This is a genomic window from Janthinobacterium sp. LM6 (assembly GCF_002002885.1).
In the GTDB taxonomy this organism is placed as follows: Bacteria; Pseudomonadota; Gammaproteobacteria; order Burkholderiales; family Burkholderiaceae_D; genus Janthinobacterium; species Janthinobacterium kumbetense.
In genome coordinates this window covers 2,646,383-2,664,786 of sequence record NZ_CP019510.1, presented here as the reverse complement: position 1 = coordinate 2,664,786, position 18,404 = coordinate 2,646,383, and the positions used below count along the sequence as shown (strand labels likewise).

Annotated in this window: 18 protein-coding genes; 7 read left to right on the top strand and 11 right to left on the bottom strand. The window is 65.1% G+C overall.

The window, feature by feature from the left end; translation table 11 throughout:
- Window positions 1-78 precede the first annotated feature (78 nt).
- Together BZG29_RS11920 and BZG29_RS11915 are read right to left on the bottom strand one after the other, a co-directional pair.
- Window positions 79-1,536 carry a Ppx/GppA phosphatase family protein gene (locus tag BZG29_RS11920; RefSeq protein WP_077402762.1) on the bottom strand — a complete coding sequence of 486 codons (1,458 nt, stop codon included), beginning with the start codon at window positions 1,534-1,536 and terminating at the stop codon, window positions 79-81.
- Window positions 1,537-1,700: 164 nt separating this feature from the next.
- A complete protein-coding gene (locus BZG29_RS11915) occupies window positions 1,701-2,783 on the bottom strand; it encodes a calcium:proton antiporter (RefSeq protein ID WP_077402759.1) in 1,083 nt (360 codons plus the stop codon).
- A gap of 295 nt (window positions 2,784-3,078) precedes the next feature.
- Between BZG29_RS11915 and BZG29_RS11910 the strand changes: the two genes are divergently transcribed.
- Complete coding sequence (locus BZG29_RS11910; protein WP_077402756.1) at window positions 3,079-3,417, top strand: hypothetical protein; 339 nt, start codon at window positions 3,079-3,081, stop codon at window positions 3,415-3,417.
- A 6-nt stretch (window positions 3,418-3,423) separates the two neighbouring features.
- Here the strand turns inward: BZG29_RS11910 and BZG29_RS11905 are convergent, their stop codons facing one another.
- On the bottom strand, window positions 3,424-4,575 hold the full coding sequence (locus BZG29_RS11905) for a diguanylate cyclase (protein WP_077402753.1): 1,152 nt from the start codon (window positions 4,573-4,575) through the stop codon (window positions 3,424-3,426).
- Window positions 4,576-4,612: 37 nt separating this feature from the next.
- Complete coding sequence (locus BZG29_RS11900) at window positions 4,613-4,888, bottom strand: hypothetical protein (RefSeq protein WP_077402750.1); 276 nt, start codon at window positions 4,886-4,888, stop codon at window positions 4,613-4,615.
- A 152-nt stretch (window positions 4,889-5,040) separates the two neighbouring features.
- Between BZG29_RS11900 and BZG29_RS11895 the strand changes: the two genes are divergently transcribed.
- Window positions 5,041-5,811, top strand: a complete 771-nt coding sequence (locus BZG29_RS11895; RefSeq protein WP_077402745.1) for a transferase spermidine synthase — start codon at window positions 5,041-5,043, stop codon at window positions 5,809-5,811.
- A 154-nt stretch (window positions 5,812-5,965) separates the two neighbouring features.
- Window positions 5,966-8,845 carry an EAL domain-containing protein gene (locus BZG29_RS11890; RefSeq protein WP_077402742.1) on the top strand — a complete coding sequence of 960 codons (2,880 nt, stop codon included), beginning with the start codon at window positions 5,966-5,968 and terminating at the stop codon, window positions 8,843-8,845.
- Here BZG29_RS11890 and BZG29_RS11885 read toward each other — a convergent pair.
- The 5 genes from BZG29_RS11885 to BZG29_RS11865 form a co-directional block, all read right to left on the bottom strand.
- Window positions 8,835-9,083, bottom strand: coding sequence for a hypothetical protein (locus tag BZG29_RS11885; RefSeq protein WP_077402739.1), 249 nt, complete (start codon window positions 9,081-9,083; stop codon window positions 8,835-8,837). The genes BZG29_RS11890 and BZG29_RS11885 overlap by 11 nt on opposite strands.
- A gap of 9 nt (window positions 9,084-9,092) precedes the next feature.
- Window positions 9,093-9,974 (bottom strand): LysR family transcriptional regulator, encoded by an 882-nt coding sequence (locus BZG29_RS11880; protein ID WP_077402736.1) that lies wholly within the window; start codon window positions 9,972-9,974, stop codon window positions 9,093-9,095.
- Window positions 9,975-10,065: 91 nt separating this feature from the next.
- Complete coding sequence (locus BZG29_RS11875; RefSeq protein ID WP_077402733.1) at window positions 10,066-10,683, bottom strand: hemolysin III family protein; 618 nt, start codon at window positions 10,681-10,683, stop codon at window positions 10,066-10,068.
- Between the two features lie 136 nt (window positions 10,684-10,819).
- Complete coding sequence (locus tag BZG29_RS11870; protein ID WP_150130882.1) at window positions 10,820-12,313, bottom strand: NYN domain-containing protein; 1,494 nt, start codon at window positions 12,311-12,313, stop codon at window positions 10,820-10,822.
- A 111-nt stretch (window positions 12,314-12,424) separates the two neighbouring features.
- Window positions 12,425-13,612 (bottom strand): CocE/NonD family hydrolase, encoded by a 1,188-nt coding sequence (locus BZG29_RS11865; protein ID WP_077402727.1) that lies wholly within the window; start codon window positions 13,610-13,612, stop codon window positions 12,425-12,427.
- 168 nt (window positions 13,613-13,780) lie between these two features.
- Here BZG29_RS11865 and BZG29_RS11860 point away from each other — a divergent pair, with 168 nt between their 5' ends.
- Window positions 13,781-14,152, top strand: coding sequence for a flagellar basal body protein (locus BZG29_RS11860; protein ID WP_077402724.1), 372 nt, complete (start codon window positions 13,781-13,783; stop codon window positions 14,150-14,152).
- 21 nt (window positions 14,153-14,173) lie between these two features.
- Here BZG29_RS11860 and BZG29_RS11855 read toward each other — a convergent pair whose 3' ends face one another.
- Window positions 14,174-14,779 (bottom strand): TetR/AcrR family transcriptional regulator, encoded by a 606-nt coding sequence (locus tag BZG29_RS11855; protein WP_077409069.1) that lies wholly within the window; start codon window positions 14,777-14,779, stop codon window positions 14,174-14,176.
- A gap of 139 nt (window positions 14,780-14,918) precedes the next feature.
- On the opposite strand from BZG29_RS11855, the gene BZG29_RS11850 reads away from it, so the two are divergent.
- The 3 genes from BZG29_RS11850 to BZG29_RS11840 are packed head-to-tail and all read left to right on the top strand — an operon-like array spanning window position 14,919 to window position 17,808.
- Complete coding sequence (locus BZG29_RS11850) at window positions 14,919-15,980, top strand: sugar phosphate isomerase/epimerase (RefSeq protein WP_077402721.1); 1,062 nt, start codon at window positions 14,919-14,921, stop codon at window positions 15,978-15,980.
- A gap of 35 nt (window positions 15,981-16,015) precedes the next feature.
- Window positions 16,016-16,882 (top strand): alpha/beta hydrolase, encoded by an 867-nt coding sequence (locus BZG29_RS11845; protein WP_077402718.1) that lies wholly within the window; start codon window positions 16,016-16,018, stop codon window positions 16,880-16,882.
- Window positions 16,879-17,808, top strand: a complete 930-nt coding sequence (locus BZG29_RS11840) for an alpha/beta hydrolase (RefSeq protein ID WP_077402715.1) — start codon at window positions 16,879-16,881, stop codon at window positions 17,806-17,808. The genes BZG29_RS11845 and BZG29_RS11840 overlap by 4 nt, the downstream gene beginning before the upstream one ends.
- Before the next feature lie 53 nt (window positions 17,809-17,861).
- Here the strand turns inward: BZG29_RS11840 and BZG29_RS11835 are convergent, their stop codons facing one another.
- The gene (locus BZG29_RS11835; RefSeq protein WP_171984987.1) at window positions 17,862-18,398 is read right to left on the bottom strand and encodes a molybdopterin-dependent oxidoreductase; all 537 of its coding nucleotides are present in this window, start codon (window positions 18,396-18,398) and stop codon (window positions 17,862-17,864) included.
- Window positions 18,399-18,404: the final 6 nt, after the last annotated feature.

The following is an 18,404-nucleotide window of genomic DNA, read 5'->3' as shown; positions in this document are numbered from 1 at the left end:
GTAATTAATATAAACAATATATACTGTTTTTTGAAATCTTGCTTGCTGCACATCAAGTCATGCGCACGACATGACCTCCTAGGCGCTGGCGCGGATGGTGAAATCGACCCCGACCTCATCCCAGAATTCCTGCTCCTTCTCGATCCAGAACGACACGGTGGGATGGTGCGCCACCCAGCCGCGCTTGATATCGAGTTCGATGCGGTTCTTCATGCGCAGGCGCAGTTCGCTGAAATCGGCTTCGATGCGCGCATGCATGAGCAGGATCGACAGGCGCAGCGCCAGCACGGCCTTGGCAAAATCGGGGTCGGACAGCACTTCGCCGATCTTGCGCAAGTTGCCCTTCTGCGCCAGGATCAGCCGGCTCATGGTCTTCTGTTCGCGCGTGGTAAAACCGGGCAAGTCCGCGTTCTCCACGATGTAGGAAGCGTGCTTGTGGTAGCCCGTCTGCGACACGGCCAGGCCCACTTCGTGCAGCAGGCTGCTCCAGCGCAGGGCTTTCACCAGGGCGTCGGACGTGGGCTTGAGCTGCGCATACATGGCCAGCGCCTGCTCGGCCACCCGGCCGGCGCGCTGCTGGTCGATATGGAATTTTTCCATGCAGCCCTGCACCGACTGTTCGCGGCGGTCGCGCTTGGTCGAGCGCAGGTACAGATCCCACATCACGCCCATGCGCAGACCCGCCTCGATCGGCGTCATGGCGGGAATGGCCAGTTCGCGGAACAGGCCGATCAAGATGGCCAGGCCGCCGACGATGGTACTGGCGCGGTCGGGGCGCAAGCCGGGCATGTCGATGCGGCTGGTGTGACCGAGTTCGATGAAGCGGCGCGCCAGCGCGTCGAGGCTGGCGCTCGTGAGCAGGCCGTCGCCCAGCTTGTTGCGGGCGATGATGTCGGCGATGGTGCGGATGGTGCCGGAAGAGCCGTAAGCCGTCTTCCAGTGCTGCGGACGGTACGGCGGCGCGGCATCCTCGAAATGGCTGCGCGCCGACAGGATGGCGGCCTCGAACGACGGCGCGTCGATGCGCCCGCCGATGAAAAACGACAGGCTTTGCTTGACGGTGCCCAGGCTGAAGGACTCGACGCGCTCGATATCGTTGCCGCGTCCCAGTATCAGTTCGGTCGAGCCGCCGCCGATATCCATCACCAGCCGGCGTTCGCCGGGAATGGCCAGCGCATTGGCCACGCCCATGTAGATCAAGCGCCCCTCTTCCTCGCCCGAGATGATCTCGATCGGATGGCCGATGGCTTGCTCGGCCAGCGGCAGGAAGACGGCGCCGTTGCGCGCCACGCGCATGGCCGACGTGGCCACCACGCGCACGGCATCGAGTTCGAAGCCGGCGAGAATGGCGCGAAAGCGCTGCAGGCAGGCCAAAGCGCCCTGCATGGCCGCCTCGGTCAGGTCGCCATTGGCATCCAGGCCGGCAGCCAGGCGTATCGGATCGCGCACGCTCTTGACCACGCGGATCGTGTCGCCATCATGCTTGCCGACGTGTAAACGAAAACTGTTGGACCCCAGGTCCACCGCTGCATACATACTGGCCTCTTGTCTTGTCATTACCGTGCCAACTGAAAAAGTTGGCAAAATCAGTTACTAAACTATATAAATCATTTAAACGATTTAAAAATCCTACCACACTACCCTCATCGTATGACAGCGGCGTGACAGGATTGTGACAAAACGGCGGCCAGCCGTGGCGCTTACGGCACGATGGTGGTAAATAAATAAACGGCGAAAATCACCAGGTGCACCGTACCCTGCATGACCGTGGTGCGGCCCGTGCCCAGCGACAGGGTGGCCACCATCAGCGACAGCAGCAGCAGCACCGTCGACTTGATGTCGAGACCCAGGGTAATCGTCAGGCCCGTGGCCAGCGACACCACCACCACAGCCGGAATAGTCAGGCCGATGCTGGCCAGGGCGGAGCCGAGCGCCAGGTTCAAGCTCGTTTGCAGGCGATTCGCGCGCGCGGCGCGCACGGCGGCCAGGCCTTCGGGCAGCAGCACGATGGCGGCGATGACGATGCCGACCAGGGTTTTCGGCGCCCCCATGGCGGCAATTGCCGTCTCCAGCGCGGGCGCCAGCGACTTGGCCAGCAGCACCACGGCGCCCAGGCACACCAGCAGCGCGCCGGCGCTGACCCAGGCGACGGTGGGCGTGGGCGGCGCCGCATGCACCTCTTCATCGCCGACGGCTTCCTTGGGCAGGAAGTAATCGCGGTGGCGCACCGTCTGCACCAGCACGAAGGTGCCGTACAGGACCAGGGAAATGACGGCGATGAAGATCAGCTGGCTGGAATTGTAGAAGGGACCGGCGGCGCTCGAGGTGTAGTTCGGCAGCACCAGGGTCAGAACGGCGATGGCCGCCAGAGTGGCCAGCGAAGCGCTCACGCCCAGCAGGCCGAAGCTCTGCTCGCGGTGGCGCCCGGCGCCCAGCAGCAGGCAGATGCCGACGATGCCGTTCAGGATGATCATGATGGCGGCAAACACGGTATCGCGCGCCAGGCCCGTCGTTTCCGGTCCGCCGGCCAGCATCAGCGAGACGATCAGCGCCACCTCGATCAGGGTCACGGCCAACGCCAGCACCAGGGTGCCATACGGTTCGCCGATGCGGTGCGCCACCACTTCCGCGTGGTACACGGCGGCCAGCACGCTGCCGATCAGGCCCGCCACCAGCAAAATCTGGTAGGCGCCGCCGACATTGAAGGTGGAGCCGAACAGGAACAGCCAGCCGGCAAGGGGGGCGGCAAGCGGCCATACAGGCAGGGATTTGAGCATTTTCATTATGGGCCTGGCAAGAGTAAGAAAGAGGAACTGCGGTGCGGACGGCACAGGGCAGCCTGGCGTGCGCTCGATAGCATAACTTGCTTAGCTTAAATGAAAGTTAGGGAATGCACACGTTCGGGCAGCGGCGCCCCGCGCCTTGCTCACCGTGCGAGCGCCTTGCTGTGATGCACCTGCTTGCTACCAGCAACTATAGTCCCTTTGGTAACATGCCGTTGCAATTTTCTTGTGTTTTTGCTTCCGGCTGGCGTCATAATGCAAGGCCCGCCCTCGCGGCACCGACCAAGGACAGACCATGATTTCCATAAATAATGCCGCCATGCGTGCGTTCATCCTCGCGGGCAGCTTGCTGAGCGCCGCCGCACACGCGGACACACCCCCAGCGCGCACAGCGCAGGTTGACGCGAACTGGGCCACTGCGCCCGCGCCTGCCGCAGAGCCAAGGTGGCAAGACAGCCTGCCGCCCGCGCCGCCCGTGGAACCACGCGAAGAAAAGATCCTGCCCAAGAGCGAATGGCTGACCGTCGAACCTATGAAGGCGCCTGACCATCGCTGCGATCCCGGCCTCGATGCCTTGTTCTTGCCCAAGGAATGCGGCAAGGAACCCAGCTGGCTGGGCTCGCGCAAGAAGTAAGCGGGCCTATACGTCCAGCGTACTGGCGCCTTGCGCCTCGACGACGCGATTGCGGCCCGCCTGCTTGGCCGCCTGCAGCGCCTCGTCGGCCCGCTTGAACAGGCTGACGGTGCTGTCTTCGGCACGGATGGTGGTCACGCCCAGGCTGGCCGTCAGTTGCAGCACGGCGCGCTCCGTCTTGACGGGCAGCACTTCGACGGCGGCGCGGATGCGCTCAGCCACCATCAGCGCATCTGCCAGGGTCGTGCGCGGCAGCTGGATGGCGAATTCGGCGCCGCCCAGGCGGCCCATCAGGTCGCTGTCGCGCAGTTGCTGGCGGCAGGTGTCGACGATGGTTTTCAGCACCGCGTCGCCCACCGGATGGCCATAGCTGTCGTTGACTCTTTTAAAGTGGTCGATATTGAGCACCACCAGCGCCGTCGGCAAGCCGGGCCGGCGCGCCAGTGCCATCCACGGCGCCAGCGCCTGGTAAAAGCCGCGCCGGTTCGGCACGCCCGTGGCCGCGTCGAGCACCTCCAGGCGCGCCAGTTCGCCGCCCAGCTTTTCACGCGACAGCAGCAGATAGCCGAAAGCGTTCGTCAGCATCATCAGGTACAGGGCGCCGAAGCCGGCCAGCTGCATCAATTCCGCATCGAAACCGGGCACGGCGGCGGCCAGCACGCCGCGCGCGGCGATCAGCAGCGACAGCAGGCCCATGCTGACGACAAGGAAGCGGCGCAGCATGCTCGCCTCGCGCCATTTCAGGCACAAGGCCGCCACGCCGGCGAGGAAAAAGCCGGCCACGATCAGCGAACCGCCGGCGCTGCGCAGCAGCGGCGCCACGTCGAACAGATAGCAGGCGGCGAACAGCGCCACCGACAGCCCCAGCGCCGGCAGCACGGTGCGGCGCCAGCCGCTGCGCCCGGCCGCCTGCCACAGTGCGCCCGCATCGAGCGCCATGCCGGCAAACAGCAGGCTGTTGCCCAGCAAAATGGAGAGAAAATCGGGCAGCACGCCGCGGAAATACAGCAGGCACCAGGCCACGGCCTGGCATTGCTTGGCGACCGCCCAGGTGGACATGCTGAGCGACTTCTTGCGCTCGTACTCGAAGAAGAACAGGGCCGCGCACAGGCTCAGGTTGCCGAGCGCCAGGGCCAGTACCAGGGTTTTGATATCCATGGGCTACGCCGTCGCCGCGCTGCCGCGGCACGCTGTATCAGATTTCGTGTTCGACATTGGTGCTGCCGTCGCCGATCTTGCTGGCCCACGCCTGCACGAAATACTGCTTTTCCACCTCGCTGGGCGCCTCGTGCCAGAAGACGATGAGGGTGCCCTTGTGGTCGTGGATTTGCGCCACTTTTTCGATGAAGCCGAGGTTGGCGGCCTGATCGGCCAGCGCCGCCGCGTAGCCGTACACGCGCGTCAGCCGCTCGATGCGGTCGGGCTCGGTAAAACTGTTCGTCGCCGTAATGATGGGGTGATCCAAAAACATGCTTGTCTCCATGGTGCCCGACTGCGCGGCCGTGCCGCCGCGTACCGTTACGCATGCTCGGCGCGGATTAATCGGGTATGCTCACGGGAGCTTATCAGATTTCTCTGAATGCAACAAAGCATCTCCCCCAGTCCACTCAGCGAAGTCGTCCCATGCCGGAAAACAGAAGCACCACCCCGCTTGCCCCGCAGGTGCATACCTGTGGCGACCGGCGCCGCCTGGAATTCCAGCCCGGCATGATCCAGAGCGAAATGTTGCTGTCGCGCCCCGACCATCTGCTGCTGCGCTATGCGCGCGCCATGATGTGCTTTACCCTGTTCGTGCCCCGTCCCCGCCACATCCTGATGGTGGGACTGGGCGGCGGTTCGCTGTTGAAATTCTGCCACCGCCACCTGCCAGACACCCGCATCACGGTGCTGGAACTGCGCGCCGACGTGATCGCCCTGCGCGAGCAATTCATGCTGCCGCCCGACGACGCGCGCCTGCGCATCATCGAAACGGACGCCGTCAGCTATATCCGCCAGCATCCGGGCTGCGCCGACGTGCTGCTGCTCGACGGCTATGACGAAACGGGCTTGCCGCCGGCCCTGGGCAGCGCGCGCTTCTATGCGGACTGCCTGCGCGCGCTGCTGCCCGGCGGCGTGCTGGTGGCCAACCTGTTCAGTTATGACGAGCACTACCCCGCCATGCTGGCGCGCCTGATGCTTACCTTCCGCGGCGCCGTATGCCACTTCGACGGCATCGCCGGCAATAACCGCATCATCTTCGCCGCCAGGCCCGAGCAAGGCGCCGACGGCCGCGCCGTGCGCGTGGTGCGCCTGGTGCGCTGGCGACGGATAGCCGGACTGGCGTTCCTGAACCGCTGGCTGCCGGCATGGCAGTTGTGGCGCTTGCGCCGCCGGTCAGGCGCGGGCAGCGACTGAAAGTCGTCTTCCCCGGTCATAGATATTGTTGCTTATTAGCAGTAATTTGGTGCAAAATCCGCATGATGGATGTGGTTTATGACAAACTACCGCCTGCGTGGGGCCGGCAGGCGCCGCCGAACCCAAGTGTCCATGAAGTGAGATAGGAAAAAACATGCTGCGTGGCCGCCTGCCATTGTCGATTTCCGCCGCGGCCGCGCTGACCTTTGCCTGCGGCATCAGCGTGACGGCCGTGCTGTTTGCCGCCATCAGCCAGCTCGAATACGACAAGATGGGCCTGAGCCTGCAGCAGCGCGCCGGCGCCAGGGTGGCCGCCATCGAGCAGGGGCTCGACGACGCGGTCGAGGTGCTGACGACAACAAACCAGCTGTTTGCCGCCGTCGTGCCCGTCACGCGGGAACAGTTCCACGACTTCACCACGCCGCTGCTGCAGCGCCATCCATTCATCCAGGCCTTCAATTTCCACCGCATCGTGCCGCATGCGCAGCGCGCCGCCTTCGAGACGGAGCTGCGGCGCATCGTGCCCGACTACGCCATGACGGAAATGCGCGACGGCGTCGTCGTGCCCGCGACGACGCGCGCCAGCTACCTGGTGGTCGACTACCTCGAACCCCTGCAGGGCAACCGCCCCGCCTTCGGCCTGAACGTCAGCCCGAGCGGCGTGCTGGCGCGCGCGCTGGAGCAGGCGATCATCAGCGGCCAGACCACGGCCACCGGCCTGCTGGCCCTGGCGCAAGGGCCGCAACGGGGCTTCGTCATCGTGCGCCCCGTCTACCGCCACGGCGTGCCCCTGCAAACGATACAGCAGCGGCGCGCGGCGCTGATCGGCGATACGGCGGTCATCGTGCGCGCCGGGGAACTGGTGCAGAAAATCCTCGCCGGCGCCGACCTGCTGGGCGACTCGCAGCTTGAACTCAGCGTCTACGCGGACGCCGGCGCCGACCCGCGCCAATTGATCTTCCGGCATGGCCAGGCGCCTGCCGACGAACCGGGCGGCGCCTGGGAGTCGCTGCCGCGCTGGCTGCACACTGCCTACCACAGCCATTACGACCGGGTCTTCGTGTCCGCCGGCCGGCCCTGGCATGTGCGCGTGGTGGCCCATCCGCGCCCCTTCCTGGCCGACCATCTGGGCTCCCTGTTTACCCTGATCACGGGTTTGCTGTTCAGCGCACTGACGGCCGCCTTCGTGCAATCGCTGACGCAGCGCTCGCGCCGCGTGCAATTGCTGGTGGAGCAGCGCACGGCCGACCTGAAACGCAGCAATGAGCTGCTCAGCGCCGACGTGCGGGCGCGCCAGCGCACGGAACGCGCCTTGCAGGAAAGCGAAAAGCGCTTCCGCCGCCTGCTGGCCCTGTCCTCGGACTGGTACTGGGAACAGGACGCCAACTTCTGCTTCACCCACATCACCAGCGGTTTCACGGACAAGTCGAACATGCCGCTGGAACGCTTCATCGGCATGACGCGCTGGGACAACAACCCGGAGATGCGCAATTCGCGCTGGGGCAAGCAGCATATCGCCAACCTGGAAGCCCACCTGCCCTTTTCCAACCTCGAATATGCGATGCACGACCGCGATGGCCAGCTGCGCTGGTTCAGCATCAACGGCGAACCGCTGTTCAACGAGCTGGGCGACTTTCGCGGCTACCGGGGCACGGGATCCGAAATCACGGAACGCAAGCTGGCCGAGCAGCAAATCCAGCACATCGCCCACCACGACGTGCTGACGGGCTTGCCCAACCGCGCCCTGCTGCGCGACCGCCTGGCGCAGGCGATGGCCCTGTCGCGCCGCAAGAACCGCGCATTGTGGGTGCTGTTGATCGACCTGGACCGGTTCAAGTTCGTCAACGACAGCCTCGGCCACAAGGCCGGCGACCTGCTGCTGAAAACCATCGCCACGCGCTTGCAGTCCAGCCTGCGCGAAAGCGACACGGTGGCGCGCCTGTCGGGCGATGAATTCGTCGCCATCCTGTGCGAGCAGGCCGACGAAGTGCTCAGCGGCGCCATCGTGCAGCGCGTGATGGATGCCGTGGCGCAGCCGGTACTGCTGGACGGCAAGGAGTTTTTCGTCACCTGCAGCATCGGCGTGGCCGTCTACGACATGTCGCGCTACGACGCGCCCGGCGACGTGACCCTGAATGGCGAAACGCAGAACCTGATCGAGCAGGCCGACATCGCCATGTACTGCGCCAAGAAACAGGGCCGCAACAACATCAAGTTCTACACGACGGCCATGAACCAGGCCACCCTGGAGCGCCTGCGCATCGAGACGGCGCTGCGCAACGCCCTGGAACGCGAGCAGTTCGTGCTGCATTACCAGCCGCAGGTGGACCTAGCCAGCGGGCGCATCGTCGGCGTGGAAGCGCTGCTGCGCTGGCAGCATCCGGACCTGGGCATGGTGGCGCCGCAGCGCTTCATCGCGCTGGCCGAGGATACGGGCCTGATCGTGCCGATCGGCGCCTGGGTCATGCGCGAAGCGTGCGCGCAGGTGAAGCGCTGGCATGCGGCGGGACTGGACACCTTGCGCCTGGCCGTAAACCTGTCGGCGCGCCAGTTCAACGAGCCGAACCTGGTCGCGTCGATCGCCGACGTGCTGCTGGAAACGGGCTTGCCGCCCGCCTGTCTGGAACTGGAACTGACGGAAAGCCTGTTCATGCACGACGTGGCGCTGGCCGTCAGCCAGCTGCACGACATGAAGGCGCTGGGGGTGCAGCTGTCGATCGACGACTTCGGCACCGGCTATTCCAGCTTCGCCTACCTGCGCACCTTCCCCATCGACGTGCTGAAGATCGACCGCAGTTTCGTCGGCGACGTGGCGCGCGACGCGGACGACGCGGCCATCGTCGTCTCCATCATCGCCCTGGCGCACAATTTGAAGCTGCGCGTGGTGGCCGAAGGCGTGGAAACGGCGGAGCAGCTCGATTACCTGCGCCGCCATGGCTGCGACGAGGCGCAGGGCTATTATTTCAGCCGGCCGCTGCCCGCCCATGAAGTGGAAGCCCTGCTGCGGGCGGAAGAAACGCACGTCATGCTGTAGGCGACGGCGGCACCCTTGCCCCGAGTTCGAGCTCGTCCCAGTCGTCGTCCAGGCCGGATTGCGCCAGCAGGGAAGCCACATCCGTGGCATGCGCCGGATCAATGTCCTGCTCCGGATGCGGCCACGCGAAATCGCACTCCGTGCAGACGATCACCTGCTGGCCCGTCTGGCGGACCGTGGAGTGCACCAGGTCGCCATATTCGTCGCAGATGGGGCATTGCATGCCATGTGCGCTCATGTCCGGGCCTTACAGTTTCTGTTGCAGGAATTCGAGAAAGCAGCTGATGCGCTGCGCCAGTTGCGTGTTGCGGTAGTAGACGGCGTGGATCTGCTGGCGGTAACCCGTATAAAACGGCTGCAGCACCCGCACCAGCCGGCCGGCCGCGATGTCGTCCTTCGTCATGAAGTCGGACAGGCAGACGATGCCCTGGTCGTGCAACGCCAGCTGGCGCAGGGTTTCGCCGCTGGACGCGGCCAGCGCCGGCACGATCTGCAGGCTGTTGCCCGCTTCGTGGCGCAGCGGCCAGCTATTTCCCAACTCATATTGCGCAAAACCCAGCAGCGCATGGCCGGACAGCGCTTCCGGCGTGGCAGGTTCGCCGTGGCGCGCCAGGTAGGCGGGCGTGGCCAGCACGTGCAGCGGACTGGCGCTGAGCGGGCGCGCATGCAGGGTCGAATCGACCAGCGCGCCGATGCGGATGGCGATATCGGTGCGGTGTTCGAGCAGGTCGGCGATCTGGTCGTTGCTGGTCAGCTCCAGGCGGATATCCGGGTACATGGCGCGAAACTCGGCCACGTGGGGCACCACGCAATGGAGCATGAAGGGCGAGGCGGCGTCGACCGACAGGCGCCCGGCCGGCTTCTGGCGGCGGATGCGGATCGACTCTTCCACGTCTTCCATCGAGGCGAGGATGGCGCGCGCCTTGTCCAGGAACAGCTGCCCCTCTTCCGTCAGCTCCATGCGGCGCGTGGTGCGCGTCAGCAGCGACGTGGCCAGCTTGTCTTCCAGGCGCGACAGGGCGCGGCTGACGCCGGAGGTGGTTTGTCCCAGGTGCACGGCGGCCGCGCTCAGGGTGCCGCTGTCGATGACGGTGACGAAGATTTTCAGGTCGTCCGAATTGATATCCATTGTTGCCTTATTATTGCCGCATTGTTGCGCTATTTTCACATATCGCGCCATTATAATGGAATCATGGCAACAGTGATGGCAAGGGATAACGTCAGGCAACGTAGAACAAAATGGCGATAAAATGACAGCTACTGCCAGCCAGCACGAACAGGTGCCAGATGCCGTGGCCATGGCGCAGCTTGTGGTCGGTGGCATAGAAGGCGATGCCGCCCGTGTAGCACAGCCCGCCTGCCACCAGCCACAGGAAACCGTTCCACTCGAGCGCCGCCAGCAGCGGCTTGATGCCGATGACGATCAGCCAGCCCATGGCCACGTAAATCACCAGCGACAGGATGCGCGCGCCTTTCGCGTACACGTATTCCTGCACGATGCCCAGCAGGGCCAGGCCCCAGACGACGCCGAACAGCGACCAGCCCCACGGCCCGCGCAGCGTCACCAGCATGAAGGGCGTGTAAGTGCCCGCGATGAGCAGATAGATGGCGCAGTGGTCGAGCCGCTGCAGCACGGCCTTGGCCTTGCCGCGCACGCTGTGGTACAGGGTAGAAGTGAGGTAGAGCGTGAGCAGCATGGCCGCATATACGCTGCAGCTGACGATTTTCCAGGGGTCGCCCGTGCGGGCCACCGCGACGATCAGGATGACGCCGCCGATGGCCGCCAGCGCGGCGCCCACCGTATGGGAAATACTGTTGAACCGTTCACCGTGGTACATGCTTGACCGCCCGCCGCGTTAAAAACAGGCTCATCGTACACGCTTGGGGAGATCGGGGTGCGCGGTTTGCGCAAGGCAGGGGCCGGAAAAGCGGGGGCGCATGCGATTGCCGCCCCGCTTGTTGCCGCTCAGGCTATCAGGCAGCTTCCGCCTTCTTGCGCGCGGGACGGCGCGCCGGCGTCTTGCGCGGCGCCTTGGCCGGCTTGTCTTCGGCCACGACAGCCGCTTCCAGCGGCGCCGCTTCAACGACAGGCGCAGCTTCCACCACAGCTTCTGCCGCCTTCTTGACCGGTTTCTTCGCCGCTGCCGCCTTGCGGGCCGGCGTGCGCGGCTTGGCTTTCGGTTTCGCTTCGGCGGCCACTTCAATTACCGCGTCCACTACCGGTTCAGGCGCAGGCACGGCTTCCACCACCGGCGCCACCTCGACGGCGACGACTTCAGCGCGCGCTTCGCGGGCGCCATCGCCATTCTTGCGGCCACCGCGGCCATTGCGGCGCGAACCGCGCTTGGCGTTGCCCTCTTCTGCCGCCACCTCGGCCACCGCTTCGGCCACTTCGTGCTGCACTTCCGGCTGCGGCGCCGGCGCATACTGCTCGACGACGACGGCTTCCGCGTCGGCCACCGGCACGAAGGCCTGTGGCGCGGACTCGCCGCGGCGTTGCTCGTTCTGCTTGCGGCCGCCACGGCCATTGCGGCGCGAATCGCGGCGGCTGCCGCCTTCGCGGTGATTGCCCTCTTCCGCCGTCACGCCGGTCTCGCCGCTGGCCTCGTTGGCTGTATCCGCGTTCACGGCGGCCGGCACGGCCACCAGGCCGCTGCTGCGGTAGACATAGGCGCCCGATTTTTCATCGCGGCCAAATTCCAGCAAGCCGCGCGTTTGCGCTTCTTCCAGCAGGTTGCCGAAGGTGCGGAAACCATAGTAGGACTCGCTGAAGTCCGGCTTACGGCGCTTGATCGCTTCCTTCAGCATCGAGGCCCAGATCTTGCCGCTGTCGCCGCGCTCGGACACCAGCGCGTCGAAGGTCTCGACGGCCATTTCGATCGCTTCCGTCTTGCGCGACTCGTATTTTTCCTTGCGGCGCACTTCTTCGTCCGGCGAGCGCTTGGCGGCAGGCGTGTCGCGTGCGTCGCGCTTGGCGGCCGTGCGGCGGCTTTCGCGCACCAGGTCATCGTAGAAAATGAATTCGTCGCAGTTGGCCACCAGCAGGTCGGAGGTCGACTGCTTGACGCCGACGCCGATCACCTGCTTGGCGTTTTCGCGCAGTTTCGACACGAGCGGCGAAAAGTCGGAATCGCCGCTGATGATGACGAAGGTGTTCACGTGAGCCTTGGTGTAGCACAGGTCCAGCGCATCGACCACCAGGCGGATGTCGGCCGAATTCTTGCCGGACTGGCGCACGTGGGGAATTTCGATCAGTTCGAAGTTCGCCTCATGCATGGTGCCCTTGAAACTTTTATAACGGTCCCAGTCGCAATATGCCTTCTTGACAACGATGCTGCCCTTGAGCAGCAAGCGTTCCAGGATGGGCTTGATATCGAATTTTTCGTAATTTGCATCTCGCACGCCGAGCGCGACGTTCTCGAAGTCGCAAAACACGGCCATGCTGAGGTTTTCTGGGGATGACGCCATAAGGGTGAATTCTCGCTGATGATAAGGGCGGACGGGAAGCGCAACGCCTCCCTTTTCGCCTAGTATATTCGCCCATCCCCCGTTTCGGCGACAACTATCGTGCGCGGCGGCCTATTGCGCGCCGCCGGCGGCGCTTGCGCTGGCGCCGGCGACCGGCCAAACGACGCTTTCATCGACCGAATACAACTGGCATGGCAGGCTGCTGCGCCGCTGGCACGAGGCCAGCGCGCGCACATCGGGACTTTCACCCTCCTCGGCCCAGCCCCAGGCGCCGCTGGCCGACAGGGCAAAGGCGCGCGGCGCGGTTTTCTCCAGAAAGACGCGGTAGGCGGCGCGCCCCTGCTCTTCCAGATAGGGCACGGCGGCGATATCGTCCTGCGGCGCGAAATGCGTGGCGGGCGGCGACGGCGCATCGGCCACGCGGTAGACCTGCCGCACCGGCATGCCGATTTTCTGCAGGAAGCGCTCAGTGGCGGGCAGCCACACGGCCACGCCATCGCGGCTGCCCAGGGTCAGGTGCGCGTCGCGCTTGAACGGGCCATAGGCGAGCAATTGCGCCCGGCCGCCCGAACCGGTAAAGGAATTGAACAGCCGCCGCGCCAGCGCCGGCGAAAAATACGAGTCATTCGCGCCATACAGCCACAGGCTGGGGATATGGTTGTAGGCGCCCAGGGTGGCGAAGGATTTGGCCAGCGCCCCTTGCCAGTCGCAGCCGGGCATGTCGACGCGCAGGCCGCCGGAAAAATTGAGCACGCCCCGCACGCCGGGCAGCACCCGGGTGGCCAGCGCCAGCGCCGCCATGCCGCCGTACGACTGGCCCGCGACGACGATGCGTTCCGGGTCGACCCAGCTCTGGCGCCGCGCATACGCGAGCGCGGCCAGCACGTCGCGCGCCTGCCCCTGGGCGTTGCCCAGCATGTCGCAGCCGAAATCGCGGTAGGCGCCCGTGGAGCGGGCAAACCCGGCGCGCATGGGCAGCATCACCGCATAGCCGCGGCGCACGAATTCGGCTGCCATATAGATGAAGCGCTCGCGCGCCTGCAGTTTCGCCGGCCCAGCCTGCTTGCCGTGATTCATCAGCAACAGGGGAAACGGGCCGGGGCCTGCGGGACGGAACACGGTGGTTTCCAGCACGTCGCGCAAGCCGTCGCCGGCCGGCACCATGATGACCTGCTCGTTCAGGCGCGCATCGAGCGGCAGTGAGGCAGAAGCAGGCTGGGCTTGCAGGGTCAGGCAAGGCCAGCTGAGCAGCAAAGCCAGGCAAAGGCGGCGTACGAGGGGAGAAATGGCAGGCTCCATGCGAGATTTCCCAGCCAGTCTAGACAGTGAAAGGGCGCAGGACAATATTAAAACATTATGTATGGGTAACTTTTTTTGCGGTCATCGACGGCGCGGAAAAATGTTGCCTTGCACCAACCACATAGTGCCCGCATGGGAGTAAACTAGGAGCATTCTGAAGGAGCCGCCATGTCCATATCCGCCCTCACCACCGGTACCTCGGGGCTGACCGCCAACCAGCGCGCGCTGGACGTGGCCGCCAACAACGTCGCCAATGCGAACACGCCGGGCTTCCAGCCGCAACAAGCCGAGTTCCAGGAGTCCAGCCCGGCCGGCACGGGCGTCACCCTCTCCGTCGAAGGACGCAAGCTGGCCGCCGGCGAAAGCGTCAGCGGCGCCAATGCGAATGCGGCCAAGGCGGCCGAAAGCCGGCCGAACGGCGTGGGCCTCGCCTCCGAACTGACGGATAACCTCGTCTACAAGGCCGGTTTTAATTTATCCGCGAATGTCGTCAAGGCGGCCGACCAGGCTCTGGGCAGCCTGATCGACGTCAAGACTTAAAGTACGGCGACTATCGACAAGCTAGTCTGATTTTTTCATTTCCAGCGCCAGCGGCGCCATCGCCGGCGTAATCAGCGCCAGCAGCCGTTCGGCGGGAATGCCGTCGCGCGCCTGCACCGACAAGCCATGCAGCAGCGCCGCATAATAGTCTCCCAGCGCCTGCACGTCGGCTTCCCCTTTCAATTCTCCCGCCAGCTGCGCCGCGCGCAGGCGCTCGATGACGGCCTGCGTGCGCGCGCGGCGGTGCTGCGCCAGCCAGTCGGCGATGCCCGCGTTGTCCGCGCTCGTATTCGTGGCGGCCGTGACCACCATGCAGCCTTGCGGCTGGCCGCTGCGCGTGTACAGCAGCACGGCTTCTTCCAGCATGCGCGCCACGGCGTCGCGCACATTCAGGCTGGCCGCCAGCGCATGCACGGCAAAGGCGCCCTCGCCCGTTTCATACAATTCCACGGCTTCGCGGAACAGCTGCTCCTTCGAGCCGAACGCCGCATAGATGCGCGCCGAGGCGATGCCCAGCGCCGCCACCAGGTCGGCCATCGATACGCCTTCATAGCCGCGCGTCCAGAACGCGTCGCGCGCTTTTGCCAGCGCCTGCGCGCGGTCGAATTCCCTCGGTCTTCCTGCCATTTTCATCCTCTGCTTGCAAACTGGCGGCCAGTATAACGCTTGCAAGCCATACCGATTCCGCATTTATTTTGCATCACGGCCTTGACCTCGCAGAAAATTTCGCCTATTCTTTGTCGATCGACAAACAATAGGAGCCGATATGAAAACCATCCAAGGACCAAGCCTGCACCTGGCACAATTCGCCGCCGATACGGCGCCCTTCAACACCCTGCCCGCCATCGCCGAGTGGGCGGCCGGCATGGGCTTCAAGGCCCTGCAGATCCCCGCCTGGGATGCACGCCTGTTCGACGTGGCGCAGGCTGCCCACAGCCAGCAATACTGCGACGACCTGGTTGCCATGCTGGCCAGCCATGGCCTGGTCATCAGCGAACTGACGACGCACATCCTCGGCCAGCTGGTCGCCGTGCACCCGGCCTACGACGCGCTGTGCGACAGCTTTGCGCCGGTACACCTGCACGGCCAGCCGGCGGCGCGCACCGAGTGGGCCATCGAGCAAGTGAAACTGGCGGCCATGGCCTCGAAACGCCTGGGCCTGACCGACATGGGCACGTTCTCCGGTTCATTCGCCTGGCCCTACCTGTTCCCGTTCCCGCAGCGCCCGCCCGGCCTGATCGAGGCGGCCTTCGACGAACTGGCGCGCCGCTGGCTGCCCATCCTCGACGTGTGCGAGGAACAAGGCATCAACCTGTGCTACGAAATCCACCCGAGCGAAGACCTGCATGACGGCATCAGCTTCGAGATGTTCTACGAGCGCGTGGGCCGCCATCCGCGCTGCAAGATGCTGTTCGATCCGAGCCACTTCGTGCTGCAGCAGCTGAACTACCTGGAATTCATCGACATCTACAAGGACCATATCCGCATGTTCCATGTGAAGGATGCGGAATTCAATCCGACGGGACGACAAGGCATCTACGGCGGCTACCAGTCGTGGGAAAACCGCGCCGGACGTTTCCGCTCGCTGGGCGACGGCCAGGTCGATTTCAAGGCGATCTTCTCGAAGATGGCGCAAAACGACTACGCGGGCTGGGCCACGCTGGAATGGGAATGCTGCCTGAAGGACCAGGAGGTGGGTGCGCGTGAAGGCGTGGCCTTCATCAACGCCCACATCATTCCCGTGACCGACAAGATCTTCGACGACTTCGCCGGCGCCCCCGTCAGCGCGCAGCAGATCAATACCCTGCTCGGCATCACGCACAACTAATCGACTAATTAACTGAATCAATACAAGGACTTGCCATGCATCAGAATGAAGACAGCTACACCCACGACTATGTGCGCATCGACGGCCAGCGCCTGCATTGCGTCATCGCCGGCGAAGGAAAACCCGTGCTGCTGATCCCCGGCTGGCCGCAAACCTGGTACGCCTGGCGCCATGTGATGGCGGCCCTGGCCGCCCAGGGCTACCAGGCGATCGCCATCGATCCGCCCGGCAGCGGCCACTCGGAACGTCCGGCCGGCGGCTACGACACAGGCGCCGTTGCCGCCACCCTGCACCGCGCCATGCTGGCCCTGGGGCATGCGCAGTACGATGTCGTCGGCCACGACATCGGCATGTGGGTCGGCTATGCGCTGGCCAGCGACTTCCCGCAGGCCGTGACGAAACTGGCGCTGACGGAAGCCGTCATTCCCGGCCTGGCGCCCGCGCCGCCGATTTTTGTCGCGCCGTCCGACAATATCTTCCTGTGGCACTTCATGTTCAACCAGGTGCTGGACTTGCCGGAGATGCTCACGGCCGGCAAGGAGCGCGAATACATCCGCTTCATCCTGGACCGCTGGTCGTACCGTCGCGACAAGGTGGCCGTCGACGTGTATGCGGACGCCTATGCCACGCCGGGCGCCCTGCGCGCCGGTTTCGCCTACTACCGCGCCATTCCGGAAACCATCCGGCAAAACCTGGAACGGGCGAAAAAGAGCCTGGCCATGCCCGTGCTGGCCATCGGCGCCGACCATGCGACGAATGACGCGCCCCTGCTGACCATGCAGGGCAAGGCGGACATACTAAAAGGCGCCATCGTCGCCGAATGCGGCCACTTCATCATGGAAGAACAGCCGGAAGCGTTCATCGCCCACCTGCTGCCGTTCCTGGCCGGAGAAGCCGCATGAGCCTCGATCCGCTGATCGCCGCCTGGCTGGAACAGACAAGGGATGCGCCGCCGCCCGCCTCGCTGGCGGACTTGCGCGCCGCCACGGAAATGGGCTTGCGCCAGCTGCACGGGCCGCTGGAAGACGTCGCCTCGATCAAGGATTACGTGCTGCCTGGCGAGCACGCGCTGACCGTGCGCGCCTATGTACCCGCCGGCGCGGACACGGGCAAGCCCCTGCCGGCCATCGTCTTTGCGCATGGGGGCGGCTGGTGCCTGTGCTCGCTGGACCTGTACGACAATCCGTGCCGCGCACTGGCCAACGCCACCGGCTGCGTGATCTTTTCCGTCGACTACCGGCTGGCGCCCGAGCACAAGTTTCCCGTGCCGCTGGACGATTTTTACCGGGCAGTCTGCTGGGTGGCGGACCATGCCGAAGCGCTCGGCATCGATGCGAAGCGCCTGGCCGTGGGCGGCGACAGCGCAGGCGGCAACCTGGCGGCCGCCGCGGCCCTGATGGCACGCGACCAGGCCGGTCCCGCGCTGGCGCACCAGTTGCTGCTGTACCCGGCGCTCGATTTCGCCTTCGACACGCCGTCCTACCAGCGCTATGCGGAAGGCCACTCGCTGACCCGGGAAGCCATGCGCTTTTGCTGGTCGGCGTACCTGTGCGAGCCGGCTGACGGCGCGCAGCCCTACGCGGCGCCCCTGCGGGCAACGTCGCTGAAGGACTTGCCGCCGGCGACCGTGCTGGTGTGCGAGTACGACCCGCTGCATGACGAAGGCGAGGCCTATGCGCGGTATTTGCGCGACGACGGCGTGGCGGCACAATGCGTGCAGCTCGACGGCATGATCCATGCGTCGATCCACATGCTGGGCCTGACGCCAGCGGCGCGCGGCCTGTTCGACGTGGTGGGTCAGGCCATGCGGCAAGCGCTGGCGGCATAAAGAAAACGCGCCGGGGATGGCTCCACGGCGCGTTTTTTTCCATCAGCTTCTCGTCACTCCACCAGCTTGCGCACCTCGATGCCGTTCAACCACTTCACGTGGCGCGGTCCCGTGCGGATGTCCTTTGCCGAAATGAGGGCGATTTCGCCATCGTTGTCGTCGAGCGCCTTGCCGTTTTTTTCGTAGTAGACGATCACGCCCTCGCCGGCCGGCGCGTTATACAGCTCGCCCCAGGAAAACACCACCGCATAACCATCGGTGGCCGTGGCGATGATGGCGAGCTTCTTGACGTCGTTGTGGCCCGGCGCATCGAGTACCGCCTTGTCGAGGATATCGCGCAGGCGCACGCCCTTGTAACTGTCAATGGTCTCGGCCTTCTCGCCGTTGTGGCGCGTGACGGCGATTTCCCCGCCGTTGGCCGGCGGCAGCTGGCGCAGGTCGGCCACTTTCAGGGTCAAGGGCGTTTCCACCATGCCCGTCACGGCCAGCGCGTGGCTCATATTGTCGCGCGCCGGCGCCGGGTCTGCCCACGCGGGCGCCGCCGCCAGCAGTGCCGCCGAAACGAGGCTTGTGAGTATTGTCTTCAACATGCTGTG